20 protein-coding genes are annotated in these 18,631 nt (G+C 44.4%); 11 read left to right on the top strand and 9 right to left on the bottom strand.

Features of this window, described 5'->3' with window-relative positions; translation table 11 throughout:
* Positions 1–65: 65 nt before the first annotated feature.
* The 3 genes from ACPUEK_RS17725 to ACPUEK_RS17715 all read right to left on the bottom strand — a co-directional run bounded on the left by ACPUEK_RS17725 (position 66) and on the right by ACPUEK_RS17715 (position 4,250).
* A complete protein-coding gene (locus ACPUEK_RS17725; protein WP_425641668.1) occupies positions 66–380 on the bottom strand; it encodes a DUF1840 domain-containing protein in 315 nt (104 codons plus the stop codon).
* Between the two features lie 242 nt (positions 381–622).
* Positions 623–1,843 (bottom strand): phosphoribosyltransferase family protein, encoded by a 1,221-nt coding sequence (locus tag ACPUEK_RS17720; protein ID WP_067216690.1) that lies wholly within the window; start codon positions 1,841–1,843, stop codon positions 623–625.
* Positions 1,844–2,216: 373 nt separating this feature from the next.
* Positions 2,217–4,250: a methyl-accepting chemotaxis protein gene (locus tag ACPUEK_RS17715; protein ID WP_425641667.1), complete on the bottom strand. Its 2,034-nt coding sequence runs from the start codon at positions 4,248–4,250 to the stop codon at positions 2,217–2,219.
* A gap of 210 nt (positions 4,251–4,460) precedes the next feature.
* Here ACPUEK_RS17715 and ACPUEK_RS17710 point away from each other — a divergent pair, with 210 nt between their 5' ends.
* The 3 genes from ACPUEK_RS17710 (at position 4,461) to ACPUEK_RS17700 (ending at position 6,272) form a co-directional block, all read left to right on the top strand.
* Positions 4,461–4,691, top strand: coding sequence for a DUF2789 domain-containing protein (locus ACPUEK_RS17710; RefSeq protein WP_067032219.1), 231 nt, complete (start codon positions 4,461–4,463; stop codon positions 4,689–4,691).
* Between the two features lie 150 nt (positions 4,692–4,841).
* Positions 4,842–5,510 carry an SDR family oxidoreductase gene (locus ACPUEK_RS17705; RefSeq protein ID WP_425641666.1) on the top strand — a complete coding sequence of 223 codons (669 nt, stop codon included), beginning with the start codon at positions 4,842–4,844 and terminating at the stop codon, positions 5,508–5,510.
* 66 nt (positions 5,511–5,576) lie between these two features.
* The gene (locus ACPUEK_RS17700; protein ID WP_425641664.1) at positions 5,577–6,272 is read left to right on the top strand and encodes a phosphoglycolate phosphatase; all 696 of its coding nucleotides are present in this window, start codon (positions 5,577–5,579) and stop codon (positions 6,270–6,272) included.
* Between the two features lie 98 nt (positions 6,273–6,370).
* On the opposite strand, the gene ACPUEK_RS17695 is transcribed toward ACPUEK_RS17700, so the two are convergent.
* Positions 6,371–7,837: an anion permease gene (locus ACPUEK_RS17695; protein WP_425641662.1), complete on the bottom strand. Its 1,467-nt coding sequence runs from the start codon at positions 7,835–7,837 to the stop codon at positions 6,371–6,373.
* A gap of 321 nt (positions 7,838–8,158) precedes the next feature.
* Here ACPUEK_RS17695 and ACPUEK_RS17690 point away from each other — a divergent pair, with 321 nt between their 5' ends.
* On the top strand, positions 8,159–8,857 hold the full coding sequence (locus tag ACPUEK_RS17690) for a DUF1287 domain-containing protein (protein WP_425641661.1): 699 nt from the start codon (positions 8,159–8,161) through the stop codon (positions 8,855–8,857).
* Between the two features lie 32 nt (positions 8,858–8,889).
* Here the strand turns inward: ACPUEK_RS17690 and ACPUEK_RS17685 are convergent, their stop codons facing one another.
* A complete protein-coding gene (locus tag ACPUEK_RS17685) occupies positions 8,890–10,389 on the bottom strand; it encodes an FAD-dependent oxidoreductase (RefSeq protein WP_425641660.1) in 1,500 nt (499 codons plus the stop codon).
* 313 nt (positions 10,390–10,702) lie between these two features.
* Between ACPUEK_RS17685 and ACPUEK_RS17680 the strand changes: the two genes are divergently transcribed.
* Positions 10,703–11,185: an NUDIX domain-containing protein gene (locus tag ACPUEK_RS17680; protein WP_067216667.1), complete on the top strand. Its 483-nt coding sequence runs from the start codon at positions 10,703–10,705 to the stop codon at positions 11,183–11,185.
* Positions 11,186–11,195: 10 nt separating this feature from the next.
* Here ACPUEK_RS17680 and ACPUEK_RS17675 read toward each other — a convergent pair whose 3' ends face one another.
* Positions 11,196–11,447: a DUF2164 domain-containing protein gene (locus ACPUEK_RS17675; RefSeq protein WP_067032197.1), complete on the bottom strand. Its 252-nt coding sequence runs from the start codon at positions 11,445–11,447 to the stop codon at positions 11,196–11,198.
* Positions 11,448–11,651: 204 nt separating this feature from the next.
* On the opposite strand from ACPUEK_RS17675, the gene ACPUEK_RS17670 reads away from it, so the two are divergent.
* The 3 genes from ACPUEK_RS17670 (at position 11,652) to ACPUEK_RS17660 (ending at position 13,951) form a co-directional block, all read left to right on the top strand.
* Positions 11,652–13,115 (top strand): FAD-dependent oxidoreductase, encoded by a 1,464-nt coding sequence (locus tag ACPUEK_RS17670; RefSeq protein WP_425641659.1) that lies wholly within the window; start codon positions 11,652–11,654, stop codon positions 13,113–13,115.
* Between the two features lie 18 nt (positions 13,116–13,133).
* Positions 13,134–13,670: a DUF924 family protein gene (locus ACPUEK_RS17665; RefSeq protein WP_067095399.1), complete on the top strand. Its 537-nt coding sequence runs from the start codon at positions 13,134–13,136 to the stop codon at positions 13,668–13,670.
* 62 nt (positions 13,671–13,732) lie between these two features.
* A complete protein-coding gene (locus tag ACPUEK_RS17660; RefSeq protein WP_067032191.1) occupies positions 13,733–13,951 on the top strand; it encodes a VF530 family DNA-binding protein in 219 nt (72 codons plus the stop codon).
* Positions 13,952–13,963: 12 nt separating this feature from the next.
* Here the strand turns inward: ACPUEK_RS17660 and ACPUEK_RS17655 are convergent, their stop codons facing one another.
* Together ACPUEK_RS17655 and ACPUEK_RS17650 are read right to left on the bottom strand one after the other, a co-directional pair.
* Positions 13,964–14,389, bottom strand: coding sequence for a hypothetical protein (locus tag ACPUEK_RS17655; protein WP_425641658.1), 426 nt, complete (start codon positions 14,387–14,389; stop codon positions 13,964–13,966).
* Positions 14,390–14,515: 126 nt separating this feature from the next.
* Entirely contained in the window at positions 14,516–14,917 is a 402-nt protein-coding gene (locus ACPUEK_RS17650) for an acyl-CoA thioesterase (RefSeq protein WP_231872552.1), read from the bottom strand.
* On the opposite strand from ACPUEK_RS17650, the gene ACPUEK_RS17645 reads away from it, so the two are divergent.
* On the top strand, positions 14,916–15,941 hold the full coding sequence (locus ACPUEK_RS17645; protein WP_425641657.1) for a DUF3080 family protein: 1,026 nt from the start codon (positions 14,916–14,918) through the stop codon (positions 15,939–15,941). The genes ACPUEK_RS17650 and ACPUEK_RS17645 overlap by 2 nt on opposite strands.
* Here ACPUEK_RS17645 and ACPUEK_RS17640 read toward each other — a convergent pair.
* A complete protein-coding gene (locus ACPUEK_RS17640) occupies positions 15,938–16,261 on the bottom strand; it encodes a hypothetical protein (protein WP_425641656.1) in 324 nt (107 codons plus the stop codon). The genes ACPUEK_RS17645 and ACPUEK_RS17640 overlap by 4 nt on opposite strands.
* A 208-nt stretch (positions 16,262–16,469) precedes the next feature.
* Here ACPUEK_RS17640 and ACPUEK_RS17635 point away from each other — a divergent pair, with 208 nt between their 5' ends.
* Together ACPUEK_RS17635 and glk are read left to right on the top strand one after the other, a co-directional pair.
* Positions 16,470–17,534: a GGDEF domain-containing protein gene (locus ACPUEK_RS17635; protein ID WP_425641654.1), complete on the top strand. Its 1,065-nt coding sequence runs from the start codon at positions 16,470–16,472 to the stop codon at positions 17,532–17,534.
* Positions 17,535–17,642: 108 nt separating this feature from the next.
* A complete protein-coding gene (glk, locus tag ACPUEK_RS17630; RefSeq protein WP_425641653.1) occupies positions 17,643–18,617 on the top strand; it encodes a glucokinase in 975 nt (324 codons plus the stop codon).
* The last annotated feature ends 14 nt before the right edge of the window (positions 18,618–18,631 follow it).

The raw sequence follows: 18,631 nt of genomic DNA, 5'->3' as shown, positions 1-18,631 counted from the left end.
TAAAATCCCGTCTAAGACTGGATTTTATGGTTTCAACGGACAGTACTTCTTCAAGGGGGAAGTGGTTATTGGCACTGCCACATGATTGGGCAATCTTCCTGAATCGCAGCGTTGAGCATCTCGATCAAGGGGACGGCACGGGTTGCGAGGCTTACAGTTGGCTCTTCTTGCTCAGCATTGTTATTCGATTTCATCGATTGATCATTTTCTTTTTCATGCGTGACGGCGGCTTTTAGCTGTTCTAGAGCATGTGGGATATTCTCTGCTTTAATCGCACCTGACTTTGTTTCAGGTTGTCCCATCATCGTTACCATTTTCAGTCCTACTGAGCCAAACATTGTAATGTCGGCGGATGCGTTGCACTGGAAAGTCATTAACATAATCTAGCCTCATAGTTCGTTGGTTTGCTTAAGTAGCAACTCAAAGATAGTTGGTTATTTCCCATAGCGCTGACTGTCATTGGTCTGGGAATTGTTTTTCTCGAAGTACCTTGGTAAAAACGATCACCTAAAAGCTACGAATACTGTTTCCTACGTCACTCAGAGTATTGTTGGAGTCAAAGGCTTAGTCTTTGAACATATTCTAGAAACAATAAAGCCAGTCTAAGACTGGCTTTATTTGACTACTTACCGAGCTTGTTAAGTTCTTCTAGCTCTTCGCTGTGCCAGATTTTACGTTTAAAACGCGGATTCTTAGATGACATGTCGATCTTGTAAGGATTTTGTTCGTGCGCTTGCGGTAGACCCAGAATATTGCACAGTTCTTGAGCGAGCCATTTTTCTACTTTCAACACGACGATTTTCTTACGTAGGCGACCCTGTTCATCACGGTTTAAGATCGTAGGGAGAGTGTTCAATGTTAAAATTTCACCCAGTGCAGGGTGCGCCATACGTTCACGGCCTTCATTGCTGGCGTAGAAGTGTGACACGGCAAAGACCATGCGCTCTGGGTTTATTTGCTTCAAGAATTGGCAAGACTTGATGATGGTTGAGCCGGTGCGAACCATATCATCAAACAGTACGATGCTGGCACCGTCTAGGCCTTCAAATGTATTCTCACTTTCTTTGTGCAGCGTGATTTCAACTTTGCGTTCTGCTGTACGCTCTTTATCGAGCATAATGAATTTCGCTTTCGTCAAACCAAGCGTGTTGTACATTTGCTTAACGAAGTCACGGGCACCTTTATCTGGCGCACACAATACTAGACCTTCGCCATCTTCGCCGTAGCTTAAAATATCTGAGTTCAGTAGATAGTGGGCGTAGATTTCGTATGGAATCAGGTTGTGGAAGTCACCATCAAACACTTCATTGAAGATATGCTGAACAGAATCTGAGTGGTTGTGGATCGTCATGACGGTATCAACGCCAGAGAACTTTAACATTTGAGCGTAAAGTTTAGCGGTGAACGGCTGTCCATCAAACTTTTTGATGTCTTTCACATCACGCTCAAAGCTTGTCTTACCAAGGTTTTTATCAGGGCCACGGTCTTGTGCACTGTAGAATAGATCGGGTTCTACGAGAATCACACGCTCGGCGCCGTTTTCTTTGGCGGCACGGGCAATGATGAAGTTTGTCATGGCAAGCTCTTGGCGGCTCTGCACATGGCTGGTCGTGCTGACAATGATGACTGATTTACCTTTTAGCTTGCGTCCGATGTTATCGAAGTCGGCTTCGTCAGAAATGAAGCGAGGGCAGAACTCGGAGTTCATAAAGTGCTTCATACTGATGATATCAGCGATGTCTTCATGTTGGCCCATTGCATAGGCGACATCAATGGCAAAAGGGTTATCAGAAGAGTTGCTAACAACGACGACGTTGCTTGGGTAGCTGGTAGACAAAGTCATTAAAGATCCTTAACGAGAAGAGTAAAGCTGCGAGCAATTTTAATATGTATGGGCGTTAAGTAATAGGCGGTCAGTCGCTTTAATGACAACAAATATCTCAATATGGGGCTACTTAACAAGATATCGCACTTTCATTGGGCGTATTGCCCCGTTTTAGTGATGTGTGTAACAGGAAAAAGAGGCCAACTAAGGTATGAATGCCTCCTTAAGTTGGTCAACTTTGCCCATCGAATTTAGCCCATATTGTTACAGTCAGTCGAAAATAGCATGCTTGAATACAGCATTGCTTGAAAAGGCGACTCTGAATAGGGGCTCGCTATGTTAATCATAGTCAGTAGCCAACCCCATAAATATTCATAAGCAAGAACAAAGCTTACACTTTAAAGCTGCTGACATGGTTTTGCAGAGCTTGATAAAGCTGAGATATATTTTTTGACTGATGATTGATCGTGTTTGAAACCTCTTGTACTGCGTCGGTTTGGTCTTTTAATGAGACCAAACTTTCATTGATATCATTGGCCACTTGAGATTGTTCTTGGGTGGCTTGGGCTGTTTGAGCCGCCATCGTTTCTACTTTGGTAAAAGAAACATGCAGAGACTCAAAAATGCTGATGACTTTGTCGAAATTTTCAGAGGTAGCGAGTGCATTGTCGCGGCTATTTTGAGTCGATTGGGACGATGCTTTAACACTTCGTTTAAGTTGCGCAATCATGGTTTCGATTTCATTAGTGCTGTCTTGGGTTCGTGTGGCTAGGGTGCGCACTTCATCGGCAACAACGGCAAAGCCTCGACCTTGCTCGCCAGCTCGAGCGGCCTCTATTGCTGCATTAAGCGCTAAAAGATTGGTTTGTTCCGCAATATTGCGAATAACTTCTAGTACGGAAGATATGGATTCTGAGTTTTTCTCCAGCTCGTCTGAGTGAGCTAATGCTTGTTTAATTTCTTTTACGAGCGTCGAAACAGCGTGTTGTGAAGCATGAACGGCTTTGGTGCCTTGCTCTGTTAATCGATTCGAATCAGTCGCTTCTTTAGCTGCATTGCTCGCAATACTCGACATTTCTTGGTTCGACATATTCATTTCATGACCGGCACTGACAATAAACTCTGACGACGTTACTAAAGCATTGACGATGTCTTCGGTTTGGTCAGAAGCCGATTTTAAATGTGTGGTCATTGAACCTAGAGAATGTGATTGCTCACTTATATTGATGATCATCTTCTGTAGGCTTTCAACAAAACCATCAAATTCATGCGCTAGGTCGCCGAGTTCATCCTTAGAAGAAGATCGAATACGCTGAGTCAGATCGCCATCGCCTTCTGCGATTTCTCGAATACGTTCACTGATGTTTTGGATGTTACGAGTCAAACGAAGCGGCACAATGTAGCCAAATATCAAAGCTGAAATGAAGGCAATGCTAATGACAACAATTGCAATGGACTGGTAATTAGCAAGTTGCTGGTTAGTATTTTTCTCCATTTGACGAGAGTAGTTTTGTACTTTCGCCCCAGCATTATCCAGAATCTTCCGTATTGCAATGAAGCTATCTTCGACTTCTGAAAACTCTGAAGAGTTGATCAATGAGGTAGAATTTACGTGATTTGCTATATAGTCTGAGCTGTTCTGATACCAATCATTAAATTTCATATCAAAGTTTAAGTATTTATTGATTAGTTTGGGTTCGCTTTTTAAATAGATACGATACTCATTAAAGTGTTCGATGACTTGTGCCGCGTTAGTGTGAAAGTTTTTACTCGCTTCACTGTAAGGAACCAAGCCATTGCGACTGTGTTCAAAAGCTAACCGTGCTTGGTACAGATCTCGATCGGCATTTAAGACTGCAGATATGGCTTCTAAATGCCTTTCAAGCTTTGCTTGTGTTGTGTCATCTGCTGAGTCTCGAGTGTGTTGTCTGAGCGTCTCGCCTGCATCATCCAGTATCGCTCGAAGTACTGAAAACTGCTGCTCAATTTCAAGGACAATGTCAGAGCGTTTTTTTAGCGAATCACTGGCGAAGCTTAAATTTTTACTTCGATTGATCCATTCTTGATACAGCTGATCAAAATGACTAAATGGCTCAACCAGCTCCTTAGGCTCATCTTTTAAGTAGTTTCGATAAAGTTGAAAACGATCAAAAACTTGTTGTGCATTTTCAGAAAATGTCGCTTTATTTTGAGAAATATCCCCTTCGCCCGTGATGAGTTTTTCTTGGGCTAGTCGAGCTTGGTATAGATCTCTATCGGCATTTAGAACCTCTGATATGGCTTCGAAGTAATGTTCCGCTTGGGTTCTCATTGCGTTAGATTGGAAGGAGCTTATTAGCATCATAAACCCGAATAATCCTACTAGAACTAATGCTAAGCATACGATGGGAAGCATAACTTTTACTCGAATAGAATGTAGACGCATGATCAGATCCTTTGCTTGCGAGTGTTGATATAAAAGCAGGTTAAAACTTAGCTTAGGATAGGAATACGAAGTGTGCAAAAAATAGACAGTTGATTTGATCAATTTCTTTGTAGGCGTTTCTTTCTAAGAAACCATAGCCTCTGAGCTTTTAATCTTATAGGCTATAAAATGAGCGATTTTCGAACGAAAAACAATTTTTTGGAGGCGAACATGGAAACTCACGAACATTCGTTAAAAGCGTTGTTTGATCAGTTAGGATTAGATAGTTCAGAGCAGGGAATTGAAGCTTTTGTTTCTGAGAATGATTCTATTCCACAAGGTGTGCTTCTTTGGCAAGCGCCAATGTGGTCTGAGTCTCAAGCTCAAATGCTTAAGCAAATGAAAGACGAAGATGCGGATTGGGCTGAAGTCGTCGATGAACTTGATTTGATGATGCGTTAACCAGCCTTACTAATTTGGCATATGACTTTCAAGATAAAGCACAGCGTAGGCGCAGTCCTACGCTGTGCTTTATTGGACCAAAATTTTACCTTGATCTTCCTTTTATTGCCCCCAGATAACGCCTATCTATTTTAAATAACGAGTAATTTTATGTCTGCTAAAAATGTCGTCATTACGGGAGCCAGTCGCGGTATTGGTTTGTCTTTTGCGGGGCTTTATCAGTCGCGTGGCTATCATGTTTATGCGGCCTGTCGCAATGCCAGTGCCGAGTTAAAGGCATTGGGCGTCACGGTGATTGATGGCGTTGATGTCACACAAGAATCGGGTATTGCACACCTGGTTGAAGCCTTAGATGGCGTCGAAATTGATTTGTTGATTAACAATGCGGGTATCTTGGAAAACGAAAAATTGGGTTCCATTGATAAAGCCTCGGTGCGGCGTCAGTTTGAGACAAATGCTTTGGCGCCATTGGCCGTGACTGAAGCATTGATGGGACAGTTTAGTGCGCGTGCGAAACTGGCATTGATTACCAGTCGTATGGGGTCTGTGACAGACAATACCAGCGGTAGCCGCTACGGCTACCGCATGTCAAAAGCCGCTCTTAATATTGCTGGCATGTCTTTATCACACGACTTAAAACCGCATGGTGTCGCGGTGGCAATTTTGCATCCTGGCTTAGTCGGCACACAAATGATTGGTGGTTTCGGTGATATTACACCCGATCAAGCTGCGGAGCGTTTGGCACAACGTATCGAAGAACTAACACTTGAGAACTCGGGGACTTTTTGGCATTCCAATGGTGAAGTGTTACCTTGGTAAATAGGACGAAAGGGCTTTTTTGCATCCCTTTTTATTTATCAGCGTATTCAATCGTAGAGAGCTAGCGTGATTTTAGAAGATAAACAAGTATTGTTATTTGATTTGGACGGCACGCTGGTAGACAGTGCGCCCGATTTAGCCGCTGCGGTTAACCAAACGCTTATTCATTTAGGTCGAGAGCCGTTTCCTGAAGCGACAGTTCGTAATTGGGTGGGTAATGGTGCTCTGACCTTGATTTTACGTGCCTTAAGTGGAGATAAAGACGTCGATCCCGAATTGCCTCAGACATTGGTGGATAACGCGTTGGCGGTATTCTTAGACTTTTATGCGAAGTGTGTGTGTGATAAGTCTAAGCTGTATGGGAATGTGAAAGACACTTTGCTGGCTCTTAAAGCACAGGGCTATCGCTTAGGCATTATTACCAACAAGCCGGAAAAGTTTGTTGCACCAATATTAGATGGGTTAGGTTTATCAGGGATCTTTGAGCTCATTTTAGGGGGCGATTCGCTTGCAGAGCGAAAACCTCACCCATTGCCACTGTATACTGCGTGCAAATGGTTTGAGGTATCGGTCGATCAATGCGTCATGATTGGTGATTCTAAAAATGATATTCTGGCTGCTAAAGCCGCCAACATGGACAGTATTGGCTTAACTTATGGCTATAACTACGATGAAGATTTAGCCGTCCATCAACCCAATCATCTTTTCAGTGATTTTAAGGGATTATTGTCGGTTCTAAAGGGGATTCAAGAGCCTGCTTAAGAATGATAAAACGAAAAAGCTTGGTCAAACGGCCGAGCTTTTTCCGTTGTATGAGCTTAAATATGGCGCTATTCAAATGCGCTAAACAATGTGTTTTATTACCAAAACCCCAATAGTTTCCACCATAGTCCACCGACGCAGCCCCAAATGGTCAAATTAACTAGACTCATAATAAAGCCCATGAGCCACCAGTCTTCCATCGACACATAACCAGAGCCAAAGATGATTGGCGAGGTACCTGTAGCATAATGTGTTAAAGACATCATCAGTGACGACGCGCCGGCGAGCAGCAACCCTAAATAGAGTGGTGGTGCCCCAAGCGCTAATCCGGCCGCGTAGAAGGCTGCAAACATAGCGGTAATGTGTGCGGTGGTACTGGCAAAAAAGTAATGCGTATAGAAGTAAATGGCGACTAGAATCATCACAGAAATAGGCCAATCAAAGCCAAAATGCTCAATGTTGTTTTCTACGACTGAAGAGAACCAGTTGACCAATCCAAGCTTGTTAAGAAAGGTCGCCATCATCACTAAAGCTGAAAACCATACCACTGTGTCCCATGCGGACTTTTCTTTGAGCACATCTTCCCAACTGAGCACCCCGGTGACAAGCAAAATGGACAATCCTAAAAAAGCGACTGCGGTGGTGTTGACGATAAAGTCATCACCAAACAAAAAGGCCGGAACACCTGCCCACAGTAATAATAGTAGTGTAAACACGAATACCATTACTTTCTCACCGTAACTCATGACGCCCATTTCGGTTAATTTTGATTGAGCGTAGGTTTTTGCGTCAGGTGTGTTTTTAATTTCAGGCGGGTAGACGGCGTATACCACCAGCGGAACCAACGCGATACATACTAAACCAGGCAATAACGCGGCGAGCGCCCAGGTTCCCCATGTAATACTGATGTCGGCACCTGTGGCGTCTGCAATAAACTTGACAATCAATGGGTTAGGCGCCGTGGCGGTAATGAACATAGCCGATGTGATAGGGTTAATATGATAGTTTACCAGTGCCAGATAATGGCCGATCTTACGAGAGGTGCCCGCTTCGGGTGAGGAGCCAAAGCTGTTGGCAATAGACTTCATGATAGGGTGAATAACACCACCACCACGAGCCGTATTGCTGGGTGTTACCGGGGCAATTATGAGTTCTGACAAAGCCAGTGCGTAGCCTACACCAATGGTTTTTTTGCCAAAAAGCGCAATAAAATAATAACCTACACGGTTACCGAGCCCTGTTTTTGATAACCCCCGAGAAATGACAATTGCGATACCAATGAGCCAGATGAGCGAGTTAGAGAAGCCGCTTAATGCATCTTTAATGGCACCGGATGGGGAATCATTGGTTACACCGGTTAAAGCTACTAGCGTAATGGCTAAAATCGCTATAGCGCCAATGGGCATGACCTTACCAATAATGGCCGCGATGGTGCCGACAAATAACGCCAATAAATGCCAAGCATTGACTGAAACGCCATCAGGAATGGGGACGACAAACCAAAGTCCTAAGGTTAAAACGACCGACAAAATTCCGGGAACAACGTTTACTCCACCCGCTTTCATGTTCTCTCCTTAGTGTTCAGTGCTTCTCTGTGTGAAAAGACTGGTGCATAGCATAGGGCGTTTATGCTCAGAGAGTGATGATCTAAATCATATAAGTATAATTTATGATCAAGAGTGTCACACGCCAGTGCTGTGGCATTCTTGTGCGATAACGCGCATGTGATGGGGCTATGAGGTTAGGGCCAATCGACAGTGTTATATGTCATGTTTGTCCGTCTGAAAAGTCAGGTTAGTGTAATGTTGAGATGGAGAGATTGAATGTCAGCATAGACCTCTCTATTAATGATTAATTCAGAGCAGAAAGGGCTTTAAGGGATTAATATGAGACGCTTTAACGCACTCTTTTTCATACTATGTGCAACAACTTACTCGTTTGCTGATCAACCCGATATTGTGACTCTTTCCGACGCCGCGAAAGAACGCACAAAGCATTATGTCATTTATCATGGCAGTTATTATAAACTGGATTACCCCAATGGCGATGTTCCTGCGCATTTTGGCGTATGCACTGATGTAATTATTCGCAGCTATCGAGCGTTGGGGATAGATCTTCAAGAGCGGGTGCACGAGGATATGACGGCTAACTTTTCACTCTATCCGTCGAATAGAATTTGGGGACTAAAGCGCCCCGACGCTAATATTGATCACCGGCGTGTCCCGAACCTACAAACATTTTTCAGTCGTCATGGTAGTGAGTTGCCTATTTATGAGCAGGGGGCTCAGTATCAATCAGGAGATATTGTCACATGGATGCTACCAGGCAATAAGCCACACATTGGCATCGTTTCAGATCTCTGGTCAAAAGACCAAGAACGGCCATTAATGGTTCATAATATTGGTTATGGGCCAGAACTTGAGGATATGCTGTTTGATTACCCAATTACGGGTCATTATCGCTATCTGCCAAAGTTAACGCCGTCGTGTATCTGGTTCATGGCATGCAAACCCCGATGCTTCAATGATCTATTATTGCTTCTAAGAGCTAGGTTCAAAATGTTAAAACAAAGCTTGGCCAAATAACCAAGCTTTGTTTATGACGTACTCTTTAAGTGTTAGCTGAAGTTCCTCGCCAGCGCATCTGGATAGTGACGGTCGCGGGCAAATTGTTCCGCCAGTTTAGTAATCTCATCGCTTCGGCATTGCTTTGTCACTGGGAAGTAATGCTCAGTTAAGTAGTGCTGCGCCAGCTCCGATTTGATCACACCTGTTTCGAGTAAGTCCTTCAAAATGGCATCAGCCGTTGCTAAAGCTGAGGAGGCTTTGACAATTTCGGCACGTGCGTAGCCTTGCTGATCAAACGAGACATCCGCTGCTCGTAAATCTGGGTCTTCCCCTGGAATTTGCTGCGCACCAAATAACGGTTTTGACGCGGTTTTTGCGGATTTAAAGTCAGGGATAAATTTAGCAATATGCGCAATATTACTAACCGTACGCTCTGTCACTAAGTGCTCTGGCCATTGCTCATCAATTTTTTTAATAAAATGTGGCGCCAATCTAGGCTGCGCACTTTGCTCACTACTGGCAACTAAACCGCCTTCAAATAAAGTGATCGCTTGCGTCATACCATGTAATTGGAAGTAACCACCAGGGTAGGGCGTTAACTGCGCCATGCCTTGAGGTGTACCGCGTTGACCATGAAAAACAATTTCAGGCCATAGGCCTTGGCACTCTGGCCAATGTGTGACAAAAGACGCTTTGAATTCGACCATACGTTGTCGTTTGGCCTTGATCATATCGTCTAGCTCACCACTTTTAAAACCGCAGGCGTTTACTACGTAATCGTACTCAGTCACTTGAACGTCTTGATTGACCGTTGATTCTGAATTTCGGGATGCCGGTTTGGTGATGATTTGCCAGCCTTTACCGGTTTCGCTGCGGCGAATGTCGACAACACTGGTATGAGTTTGAAGGTGACAACTCGGCAAACGGTCAATCGCGAGGTTCGCGATTGCAGCCCAACGAAAAGCGGATAAACCGTACTCCTGAACGACAACCAAAGGAAATTTTATCGTGTCTAAATTTACCTGTTTGGCAAACGCGACCAACCAATCTTCGTCACATTGTGCTTGTTCTGGTAGAGGTCTTTGCCCAATGGCTTCAATTTCTGCTCGGTCATACAAACGAAAGTAATCAGCAGGTTTGCCTAATACTTCGTTGCTGGCATCTTGATCGACCAGTACTTGATACTGTGTGCGTAGTTTTTCCAAGCGAGGCAATAAGTCCAAAGGTTCACTTGGATCCGATGTTGGTACGGCCAAAACCGTTGGACGTACATTGATGCTCTGCGCGTAGACTTTTGTTGTGTCGATGGATTGCTGCAACAAGGTCAAGCACTGCTGGTCTGAAATTTCACGGTAGAGATTACCGCCCGCATGTAAATGGCAAAATGGAGGGCCATTGACTAAGCTTGGACCTTTCTCGATTAGGGTTGTATCGATTCCCAGCTCGGCCAGACGTAATGCGATGGTCGAGCCCGCGACTCCTGCGCCAACAACAGCTACTTTCTTAGCTTTAGCTGCGCGCAAGTTTTCACCTGTAAGTGTTTGAGTCATTAACTTCGCTCATTCTGTAAAGGTTGAGTTATTTGGCGCCATTCTACGCGGCTAATGCTTGTTTTTATAGCAGCATGCCGTATGCATTTGCTGTAAAAAAGGCATTTACTTTTATCGTGCTAAGAGTGCAAATAAAGCTAATCTAAGTACATCGATTTAAGGTCTATTTGCGTCACTGCAGATTACGCCACGGTTAGGCGTAATGGTACGAAAGAAGTCTAGAAATGGTTCATAAAAAAAAGCTAAGATTTCTGATTGTTAATCTAAGTTGGTCACAAGTACTTGTCATTTATTCGATAGGGAGAGAGTAAACGTGGAGCATCGTATTCGCGCCGCTGGAATATTGATTCGGCATGACGCTATTTTATTACTTCGAATAGAAGATGAAACCGGTGAGTATTGGGTGCCGCCAGGCGGTGGATTTGAGCCTGAAGACGTTACAAGCAAAGGCTGCCTACGCCGTGAATACTTCGAAGAAGCCGGTATTGAAACCACAATCGGCGAGCTTATTTGTGTCCGTGAATTTTTAGAATGTGAGACGAATCGCTATAATATCGAGCTTTACTATCATGTGACGAATTACACTGGGGAACCTCATTTAGAGAATTTAGAAGGCTTAAACGATGAGTCCGTTATCCAAGCGGTAGAATGGGTCCCATTTAGCGAGTTGCCTCAACGTCGATCTTATCCAGATGACTTGCTATATCTAGTCGATAAAGTGAGGCAAAAGGACTTCAGCCATCATGTAGGGAGTTATATCCAAGGGCCAGATGAGACAATGAATCGTTTAATTTAGACAGGCTAACTTATAAATAGCCTTCTGGTTGCTCCAGCTCATGGATGAGGTAATTGGCTTCTTCCATTTTGTCATTCAACGCTTGCTGCGCGTCTTGTAACCCGCGATTATAAAAATAGGGTCCAAGTTCTTTAGCCAAAAAATCGATTAGAAACTCTGCCTCAAAGGCACCAATGTCTTGGTCTAATTCATCGTCAAAATAACGTTTTACTTTATGCACCATATTATCTTTTTGATCTTTTGAAAATTCGATGTCTTTCATTTCTTGTCCTACGTTAACGCATTACTCATGATTTACCGTGATTGCGTATCATACCAAAACACTTTCTTTACTGACTCATTCAGTCGTTATTTTCTGACCTTAATGCCAGTGTCGGTTGAAAAAAGCATAAGCGAGTCCCCCAGTTGTGTCTGGATCAGCTATCATTCGCTTATTAAAGAACAGGATAATCAGGCGACTTAAACTGTGACCAATGTAGAAAGTGAAAAGCGCTGTTGGGCGATGTGCTCCGAGTGCCAAGGCCGAGGCAAGCGTAGCCGACGGTTGCGCAAAAAAGTACGTTTACAATATCAAAAAGAGTTGGCTGCCTTCGAAGATCAAGGCGGTGAAGGCGAAGCACCAGAGCGCCCCAAAGGGCACCCAGAAACATGCTGGAAGTGCCACGGCAGCGGTTTGCTTGCTAGTAATCGTTTTTTACCAGTGAATGAAGCGTATCCGCACGTGGCCATTATTGGTGGCGGTATCGGCGGGGTGGCATTAGCAGTGGCGTGTTTGCATCGCGGTATTCCCTACACACTGTATGAGCGTGACAGCAGTTTTGATGCGCGCTCTCAAGGCTATGGGTTGACGCTTCAGCAAGCCAATAAAGAGATGGCGGGGTTAGGCATCACTGCGTTGGCTGAAGGCGTTGTGTCGACACGACACGTGGTTCACACCCCTGAGGGAAAGGTCGTTGGTGAATGGGGCATGCGCAAGTGGGTACACGAAGGCACTAAAACAGCGCCTAAGCGCACGAATATTCATGTGGCGCGTCAATCGTTGCGACAAGCGTTGATTCAACAACTTGATCGCCAAAATAACGTGCAATGGAACCATCAATTAATGTCGTTTGAAAGGTCACCGGAAGGGCGTGTCGATCTGACGCTGAATGTGTCTGGTGAGGTAAAACACGCCAAAGCAGATTTAGTCGTCGGAGCCGATGGCATTCGCAGTATTGTGCGCGAGCAGATCATTGGGGAGGCGCAAACCCCATTACGTTACCTTGGCTGTATTGTGATTTTAGGCATTTGCGCTTTAGAGGCGCTTGATGATCTGCAAAGTGATTTGTTAGATGCGGCGACGGTATTTCAGACCGCCAATGGAAATGAGCGAATCTACATCATGCCTTACAAAGCCAATTCCGTGATGTGGCAGTTAAGCTTTAGAATGAGTGAAGAAGAAGCGCTTCAGCTTAGTGGAAAAGGACCAGTGGCTTTAAAAGAAGAAGCGCGCCGTCGAACTCAATGGCATGATCCGATTCCACAAATCTTATCTGCTACCGATGAAGCTTTGGTCTCCGGTTACCCTGTTTATGACCGAGAACTGTTAACGCCTGAGCACTTTTTTGATGCACAGCAAGCGACGCTTATTGGTGACGCAGCGCATCCGATGAGCCCCTTTAAAGGTCAAGGCGCGAACCAAGCGTTACTGGATGCGCTGGGGTTGGCGCGAGATATTTCTACTGGATGTTGGCCACTGTCTGCTTGGCGAGACAAGGGCATTCGAGAGGCGATCCTCACAGACTTTGAAGCGCAAATGTTGGCTCGCAGCTCAGTGAAAGTACAAGACTCTGCCGCGGCGGCAGAATTTTTACATTCGGACATCGTATTGCAAAAAGTAGATGAGCCTCGTGGTCGTAGCTTAAACATTGTTAAACGAACAACACCTTAAATGATGTGGGAGTACTCTATGTATCAATCGGTTATCGACTTTTGGTTTTCCGAGCTTGAAGCGAAGCAATGGTGGCAAAAAGATGCGGCATTGGATGCAGCGATTAAGCATCGATTTGAAGCGCTTCATGTTCAAGCTAAGGCATGCGAATTGTTTGAGTGGCGCAGTACCGCATTAGGGAGCTTGGCGGAAATCATTGTATTGGATCAGTTTTCTCGCAATATTTTCCGCGATAAGCCTGAGTCTTTTGCCAGTGATCCACTCGCGTTGGCGTTGGCACAGACGGCCATTACAAAGGGCTTTGATCTTGAATTGCCCGAGACGCAACGAAGCTTTTTATATATGCCCTTTATGCACAGTGAATCCAAGCAGATTCATGAGCAAGCACTGGTATTATTTACCGCACTTGGCAATGACAATAATTTAAAGTTTGAGCAGCAACATAAAGCCATTATCGATCGTTTTGGGCGTTACCCTCATCGCAATGAAATCTTAGGGCGTAACTCTAGCCAAGAAGAGCTGTCATTTTTACAGCAGCCAAATTCGAGCTTCTAACACATTCTCTGTTAGACTGCCTTTTTGCCTAATTAGGCGGTCTCATAGATATAGGAATCCCAATGAGCCATGCGCAACAGAACAACCCACTACACGGGTTAAGCCTAGAAAAAATTCTCACACGTTTGGTTGAGCAATACGGTTGGGAAGGTCTTTATAAAGAGGTCAATGTAAAGTGTTTTAGTAATGATCCATCGGTTAAGTCTTCGTTAAAATTCCTGCGCAAAACCCAGTGGGCAAGAGACAAGGTCGAAGCGTTGTATATCAATACATTTGCCTAGCGACCATAGCGCTCAAACTTTAATATTGATCAGTGCGCCCATATCAAGCGCAGTGATATCGGTTTTGGCTTGATCGCTGTCTTCTCGATTAGGGTTGTTTCGTTGCTCGCGTTTTTCTGTTTCTTGCTTTTCTAGCTCACGAATCCGAGCGTTTATTTGATCGATCTTAGCTTGAATCATTTGGATCTTTTGCTGTGCTTCATCGCCACCGCCTTCTTGAAGCGCGGCTTTTAGTTCTATTTGTAGATCTGCCAATTCGCTCTTTAGTTTGCGCATTTCTGGGCTGCCTGATGAGGCGCCACGTTGTTCATCAAGTGACTGGCGTGACTTTTCAGCATAGCTTGTGACATTGCGATCGCCTGAAAGCTTCCCTGTTTCAGAAACCATGGAAGAGGCAGGTCTAATCGCTTTGAGATTCATTGATAACGAATCACTCATGTGACACTCCTTGTATACGATATAAAAATATATGTGTTTTTATATCGGCTGGTCTTCGATGTTAATGAGTGTATTGGCGTCATTTCCTTTTTTTGTGCTAATCATATGCGTTATAAATATATGGCACTACTCTTCAAATATAGGCGTCGGCTTTTTATGCTCATCGATTGCGACAAAATTAAAATGGCCGGTAATGGCTTTTTCTCGCTTATCGCTGTAGAGCTCTTCTAGGAAGATATTGACCTCGACTTTCAAAGAAGTGCGGCCAACTTTTACGACACGGGCGACAAGCTCGACTAAAATTCCGGATGGGATAGGGCGTTTGAAATCCACTTGCCCTGTCGAAATCGTAACCACTTGCTTGCGGGCAAAGCGTGTTGCGGCAATGTAAGCCACTTCGTCCATCCACTTGAGTGCTTCACCACCAAAGAGCGTGTCATAGTGGTTTGTGGTACTTGGGAAGACCATTTTAGCGACCCGCGTTTCAGATATTTCTTCGCGCTTTTGAATTAAAAGAGTGTTCATCATGACGTTATTGCTCTCTCGAAAATCGATTATATTATTGCTATTGGGTGTGCTGCTGGCAGGTTGTGATCGCCGTTTCGCTCCACAGGCGCTTTTTGAATCCTATTTAAATGACCTGAATCGGTCAGCGTTTGTTCAAATCGAGGTGGATTCAAACGTGTCATTGCTGCCAATGCCAGCATTGAGGACACGGCAGATGGAGTTGAGTCAATTTGATGTTGGCTTATTAGAATTTTTGTCTCTGCAACGCTGTGATGTTGGCGCTTTAGCTGGACAACGCAATAGTATACTTGGACGGGTCATGGCGACAAGTCAGCGTTTTGTATACGAGCTGGCGATTATTCATGCGATTCGAACCTGTGAGATAGAGAATACCGAACTTGCGACAAAGTTGACCAATGTGGCGCAAGTAAAAGCCAGTGAACTGCCGTTCGCTTTGTCTAATATGCTCTGGGCCGGAGAAGAAACGGCCTCATTATTTAGCATGGCTAATGGTTATCTTCCGCTTTCTCCTGCTGAGTCCCACTACCAAGAATTGATCACTGCGTTACAGCATCTTAAACGTGTTAGTGATCATTTAGATGAGATTCCGCAAGTAAGCAGTGCTCAAATCGAAGCCGACATGAAGGCTATTTATGAAAGTGAGTATCTGGGGAAGTTGTTGTACAGCATGAGTCATATTCGTCATTACTTAGAGCAAACCAGTGCGGCGCTTGAACCATTAAGCCAAAGTCAGGAAATATGTGGTGCTCCATTAAACTTTCTTAGGCAGCAGTTTGAAAAACATTATATCGATGTTTTACAGCCTTACATGGCGCGTATAAACACTGTGGCTTATCAAGTATTACCTGTGGTGCAACAGCTAGGGGTACAAAGTCCAATTGATCATTCCGAGTGGCGCGAATTTATTGGTCAGTTTGATATGAAGTCGTCAAGCAGTGAGTGGCAGCGTTATTTAATGGCTTCTCGGGAGCACGGTAGAGCGTGGAGTCGTATTTTTGCAATGTGTGGAGAAGGTGTGGGTTAGGCTTGAGCTGTCAGTAAGTTGTCGACTGCGTCTACGGCGTTGTAAGCAGAGGCCGCACCTTGCGCTAGAGGTTCGTGGCTGAGAGCTTTAAGCAAAGCAATGTTGGCCGTTGGGTTACTGCCAATCCCTGCTGAGAACTGGATTGGACGGTTGACCGCATGAGGTTGGTGTTGGTTCAGCGTGTCTTCTGCGTTGCGTAGACTTGGCCCTGGCTGGCTAAAGAGACTCATGAACAGTGCAAAGTTGGCGTTCCCGGATACCCGAGCGCCTGCTTTCACCTCATGGGTTAGCTGTGTTTCTAAAACGTCTCTAATATTCATAAATGCCACGTCTCTTGGATAGTTATGTTATCGGCATTTATATAAATTCTTTAATAAAGTCAGCAAATTAAGCTAAAGTTTTTCATAGACAGTACGTTTATAAAGGTATTGAATAAAGTGATGTTTGCGCAAAATCTAGACACTACCAAGAGAGGATAGTGCTTAGCTAGCAAATCGCTTAGTTCCCAAGTCTGATTAGGTTGGTTGGATGCACAATATAGATGAGCTAATAGATAACGTAAGGCATAACGAGCAGATCGCGCTGAAGTTTTTTGACATTGAGCGTTGTATTCTATCGATTGGCCGTTGTGATCAGTTTGTCTCCACGCTTACTAAAGAAGTGCAAAAACAATTTAATGTCCCATTCGTTTGGGTCAACCTTATTAATGAAGCCCCTCTTGCCCATCTGATTGAAACCTTAGAAAAAACCGTTGGTTTAAAAGATCGCGTTTTGTTCACGCGACGCAGTGCAATGATCGATGCAATCGGTACGGGCATTAAAACAGTACAGGTCAACCAAGATATCGAGCGTTATTGGGAAGTGATCCCACAGTCTTATCGAGGCATTGTTGGGTCCGTAGCGATTTCTCCATTGACCATAGACGGTGAGTTAGTGGGGCTATTTTGCCAAGCTGACCAAGACCCAACCCGCTATGATTCTGCCACCAAGGATACATTCCTGTTGGATCAGTTATCGATTAAAATATCCATTTGTTTGAGCAATGTGACCGCTCGGGAGAAATTAGAATATCTAGCGACCCGCGATCCCCTTACTGGCTTACTTAATCGCCGCCAACTAGAGTTGATGCTTGAGCGAGAATTTGCTCGCTGTAAAGGTCAAAATCGGGATTTAACCGCTGTCTTTATTGATTGCGATGCTTTTAAATCGATCAACGACACTTTAGGGCACAATTGTGGTGATGAAGTGCTAGAATACATAGCGAAACGTCTTTTGCGGCATGTGTATAAGCAGGGTTTGGTGTTCCGTTTTGCCGGAGACGAGTTTGTTTTTGTAATACCTGGGAAAAGTTATGAGCAAGCCATCGCGATTGCGGAGTCTGTTCATGACTACTTGCAATCGAATCCTTTACGTTACAAAAGCAATCTTGTGCCAATCACCATCAGTTATGGTGGTGCTAGCGTATTATCTGATGCCCCTAGTAGCTATAAGCAATTGCTGAAAATAGCGGACGAGCGTCTCTATAACTACAAAAACAACCGCAAGCGATCTGTTCCTACGAAAGTCTTCAAATTTCTGAACAAAATACGCTAAATGTAATAAAATTACATTTTTGGCCGGTATTATTTTTCTGTTCAGGTGTTTTTACACGCTTTTTCGTTGTAAAATTTCAAAAAAATTAAAACTCCTAAGAGGTTTACTATGTCTCATGCTTTGATCGCGGATTTGGGAGGGACAAACGCACGTTTTGCCTTGGTACCGATCAATCAATACCAACCACAGGAAGTGAGCGTTTACTCATGCAAAGAGTATGAGTCTTTCTTTGATGCCGTTTCTGCTTATGTTGATCAATGTAGTGTGGACTTTGACTCTATTAATGCGATTGTCTTAGCTATTGCAGGGCCAGTGAACCAAGATGTGATTCGTTTTTCTAACAATCCGTGGCATTTTACTCGCCAGCAGATCCAAGAGCATTTTGGTGCTGATAAAAAAATTGCGTTGCTGAACGACTTTGATGCCATTGCTCACAGTCTTGAAGTGATTCCTTCGGAAGAGTTGGTGCAGATTGGTGAGCCTTCAGCAGTCGATCCTAAAGCCGCAGCTTGGGTATTGGGTGCGGGGACGGGACTCGGTGTTGCGTGTGTGGTTCCACAAGAGAATAGCGTAAATATTGTTTTGCCTAGTGAAGGCGGACACGTGGATTTAGCGACGTGTAATGACCAAGAAGACTATATTTTACATTTCCTTCGTGATCGTCATCATCGTGTCTCCGCTGAGCGTGTTATATCCGGCATGGGACTGGAAAACATTTATGAAGCACTGGCTTTAAGAGAAGGTACGTCAAAACGTTTATCTGCACCTGAAATAGGTGCAGCCTTAGAGCGAGGCGATGACCCTATAGCTGACGCGACACTTGCTCAATTTTTTACCTTTCTAGGACGCTTCACTGGAGATTTAATTTTATCTGTTGAAACACGCGGTGGTGTATACATCGCAGGCGGTATTGTGCCGCGTTATCTAGAGCATATTAAGCGCAGTGCGTTTCGTGACGCAATGCAAGATAAAGGTCGTATGAAGGCATTTGTATCGCCGATCCCGACGTTTGTTGTGATGTCTGAATACCCAGGGCTGGTAGGGTGCGCCAACTACGCATCGTATCTTGTAGATCAAGCCTAATAGAACCGGAGAGA

The sequence above is a fragment of the Marinomonas gallaica genome (genome assembly GCF_049821165.1).
Taxonomy (GTDB): Bacteria; Pseudomonadota; Gammaproteobacteria; order Pseudomonadales; family Marinomonadaceae; genus Marinomonas; species Marinomonas gallaica.
This window is presented reverse-complemented; position numbering and strand designations above follow the sequence as displayed.

Bases quoted from the DNA above. Each gene is read 5' to 3' on its own strand.
- ACPUEK_RS17725 (WP_425641668.1), bottom strand. From the start codon at position 380: ATGTTAATGACTTTCCAGTGCAACGCATCCGCCGACATTACAATGTTT.
- ACPUEK_RS17720 (WP_067216690.1), bottom strand. From the start codon at position 1,843: ATGACTTTGTCTACCAGCTACCCAAGCAACGTCGTCGTTGTTAGCAAC.
- ACPUEK_RS17715 (WP_425641667.1), bottom strand. From the start codon at position 4,250: ATGCGTCTACATTCTATTCGAGTAAAAGTTATGCTTCCCATCGTATGC.
- ACPUEK_RS17710 (WP_067032219.1), top strand. From the start codon at position 4,461: ATGGAAACTCACGAACATTCGTTAAAAGCGTTGTTTGATCAGTTAGGA.
- ACPUEK_RS17705 (WP_425641666.1), top strand. From the start codon at position 4,842: ATGTCTGCTAAAAATGTCGTCATTACGGGAGCCAGTCGCGGTATTGGT.
- ACPUEK_RS17695 (WP_425641662.1), bottom strand. From the start codon at position 7,837: ATGAAAGCGGGTGGAGTAAACGTTGTTCCCGGAATTTTGTCGGTCGTT.
- ACPUEK_RS17690 (WP_425641661.1), top strand. From the start codon at position 8,159: ATGAGACGCTTTAACGCACTCTTTTTCATACTATGTGCAACAACTTAC.
- ACPUEK_RS17685 (WP_425641660.1), bottom strand. From the start codon at position 10,389: ATGACTCAAACACTTACAGGTGAAAACTTGCGCGCAGCTAAAGCTAAG.
- ACPUEK_RS17675 (WP_067032197.1), bottom strand. From the start codon at position 11,447: ATGAAAGACATCGAATTTTCAAAAGATCAAAAAGATAATATGGTGCAT.
- ACPUEK_RS17665 (WP_067095399.1), top strand. From the start codon at position 13,134: ATGTATCAATCGGTTATCGACTTTTGGTTTTCCGAGCTTGAAGCGAAG.
- ACPUEK_RS17660 (WP_067032191.1), top strand. From the start codon at position 13,733: ATGAGCCATGCGCAACAGAACAACCCACTACACGGGTTAAGCCTAGAA.
- ACPUEK_RS17655 (WP_425641658.1), bottom strand. From the start codon at position 14,389: ATGAGTGATTCGTTATCAATGAATCTCAAAGCGATTAGACCTGCCTCT.
- ACPUEK_RS17645 (WP_425641657.1), top strand. From the start codon at position 14,916: ATGACGTTATTGCTCTCTCGAAAATCGATTATATTATTGCTATTGGGT.
- ACPUEK_RS17650 (WP_231872552.1), bottom strand. From the start codon at position 14,917: ATGATGAACACTCTTTTAATTCAAAAGCGCGAAGAAATATCTGAAACG.
- ACPUEK_RS17640 (WP_425641656.1), bottom strand. From the start codon at position 16,261: ATGAATATTAGAGACGTTTTAGAAACACAGCTAACCCATGAGGTGAAA.
- ACPUEK_RS17635 (WP_425641654.1), top strand. From the start codon at position 16,470: ATGCACAATATAGATGAGCTAATAGATAACGTAAGGCATAACGAGCAG.
- glk (WP_425641653.1), top strand. From the start codon at position 17,643: ATGTCTCATGCTTTGATCGCGGATTTGGGAGGGACAAACGCACGTTTT.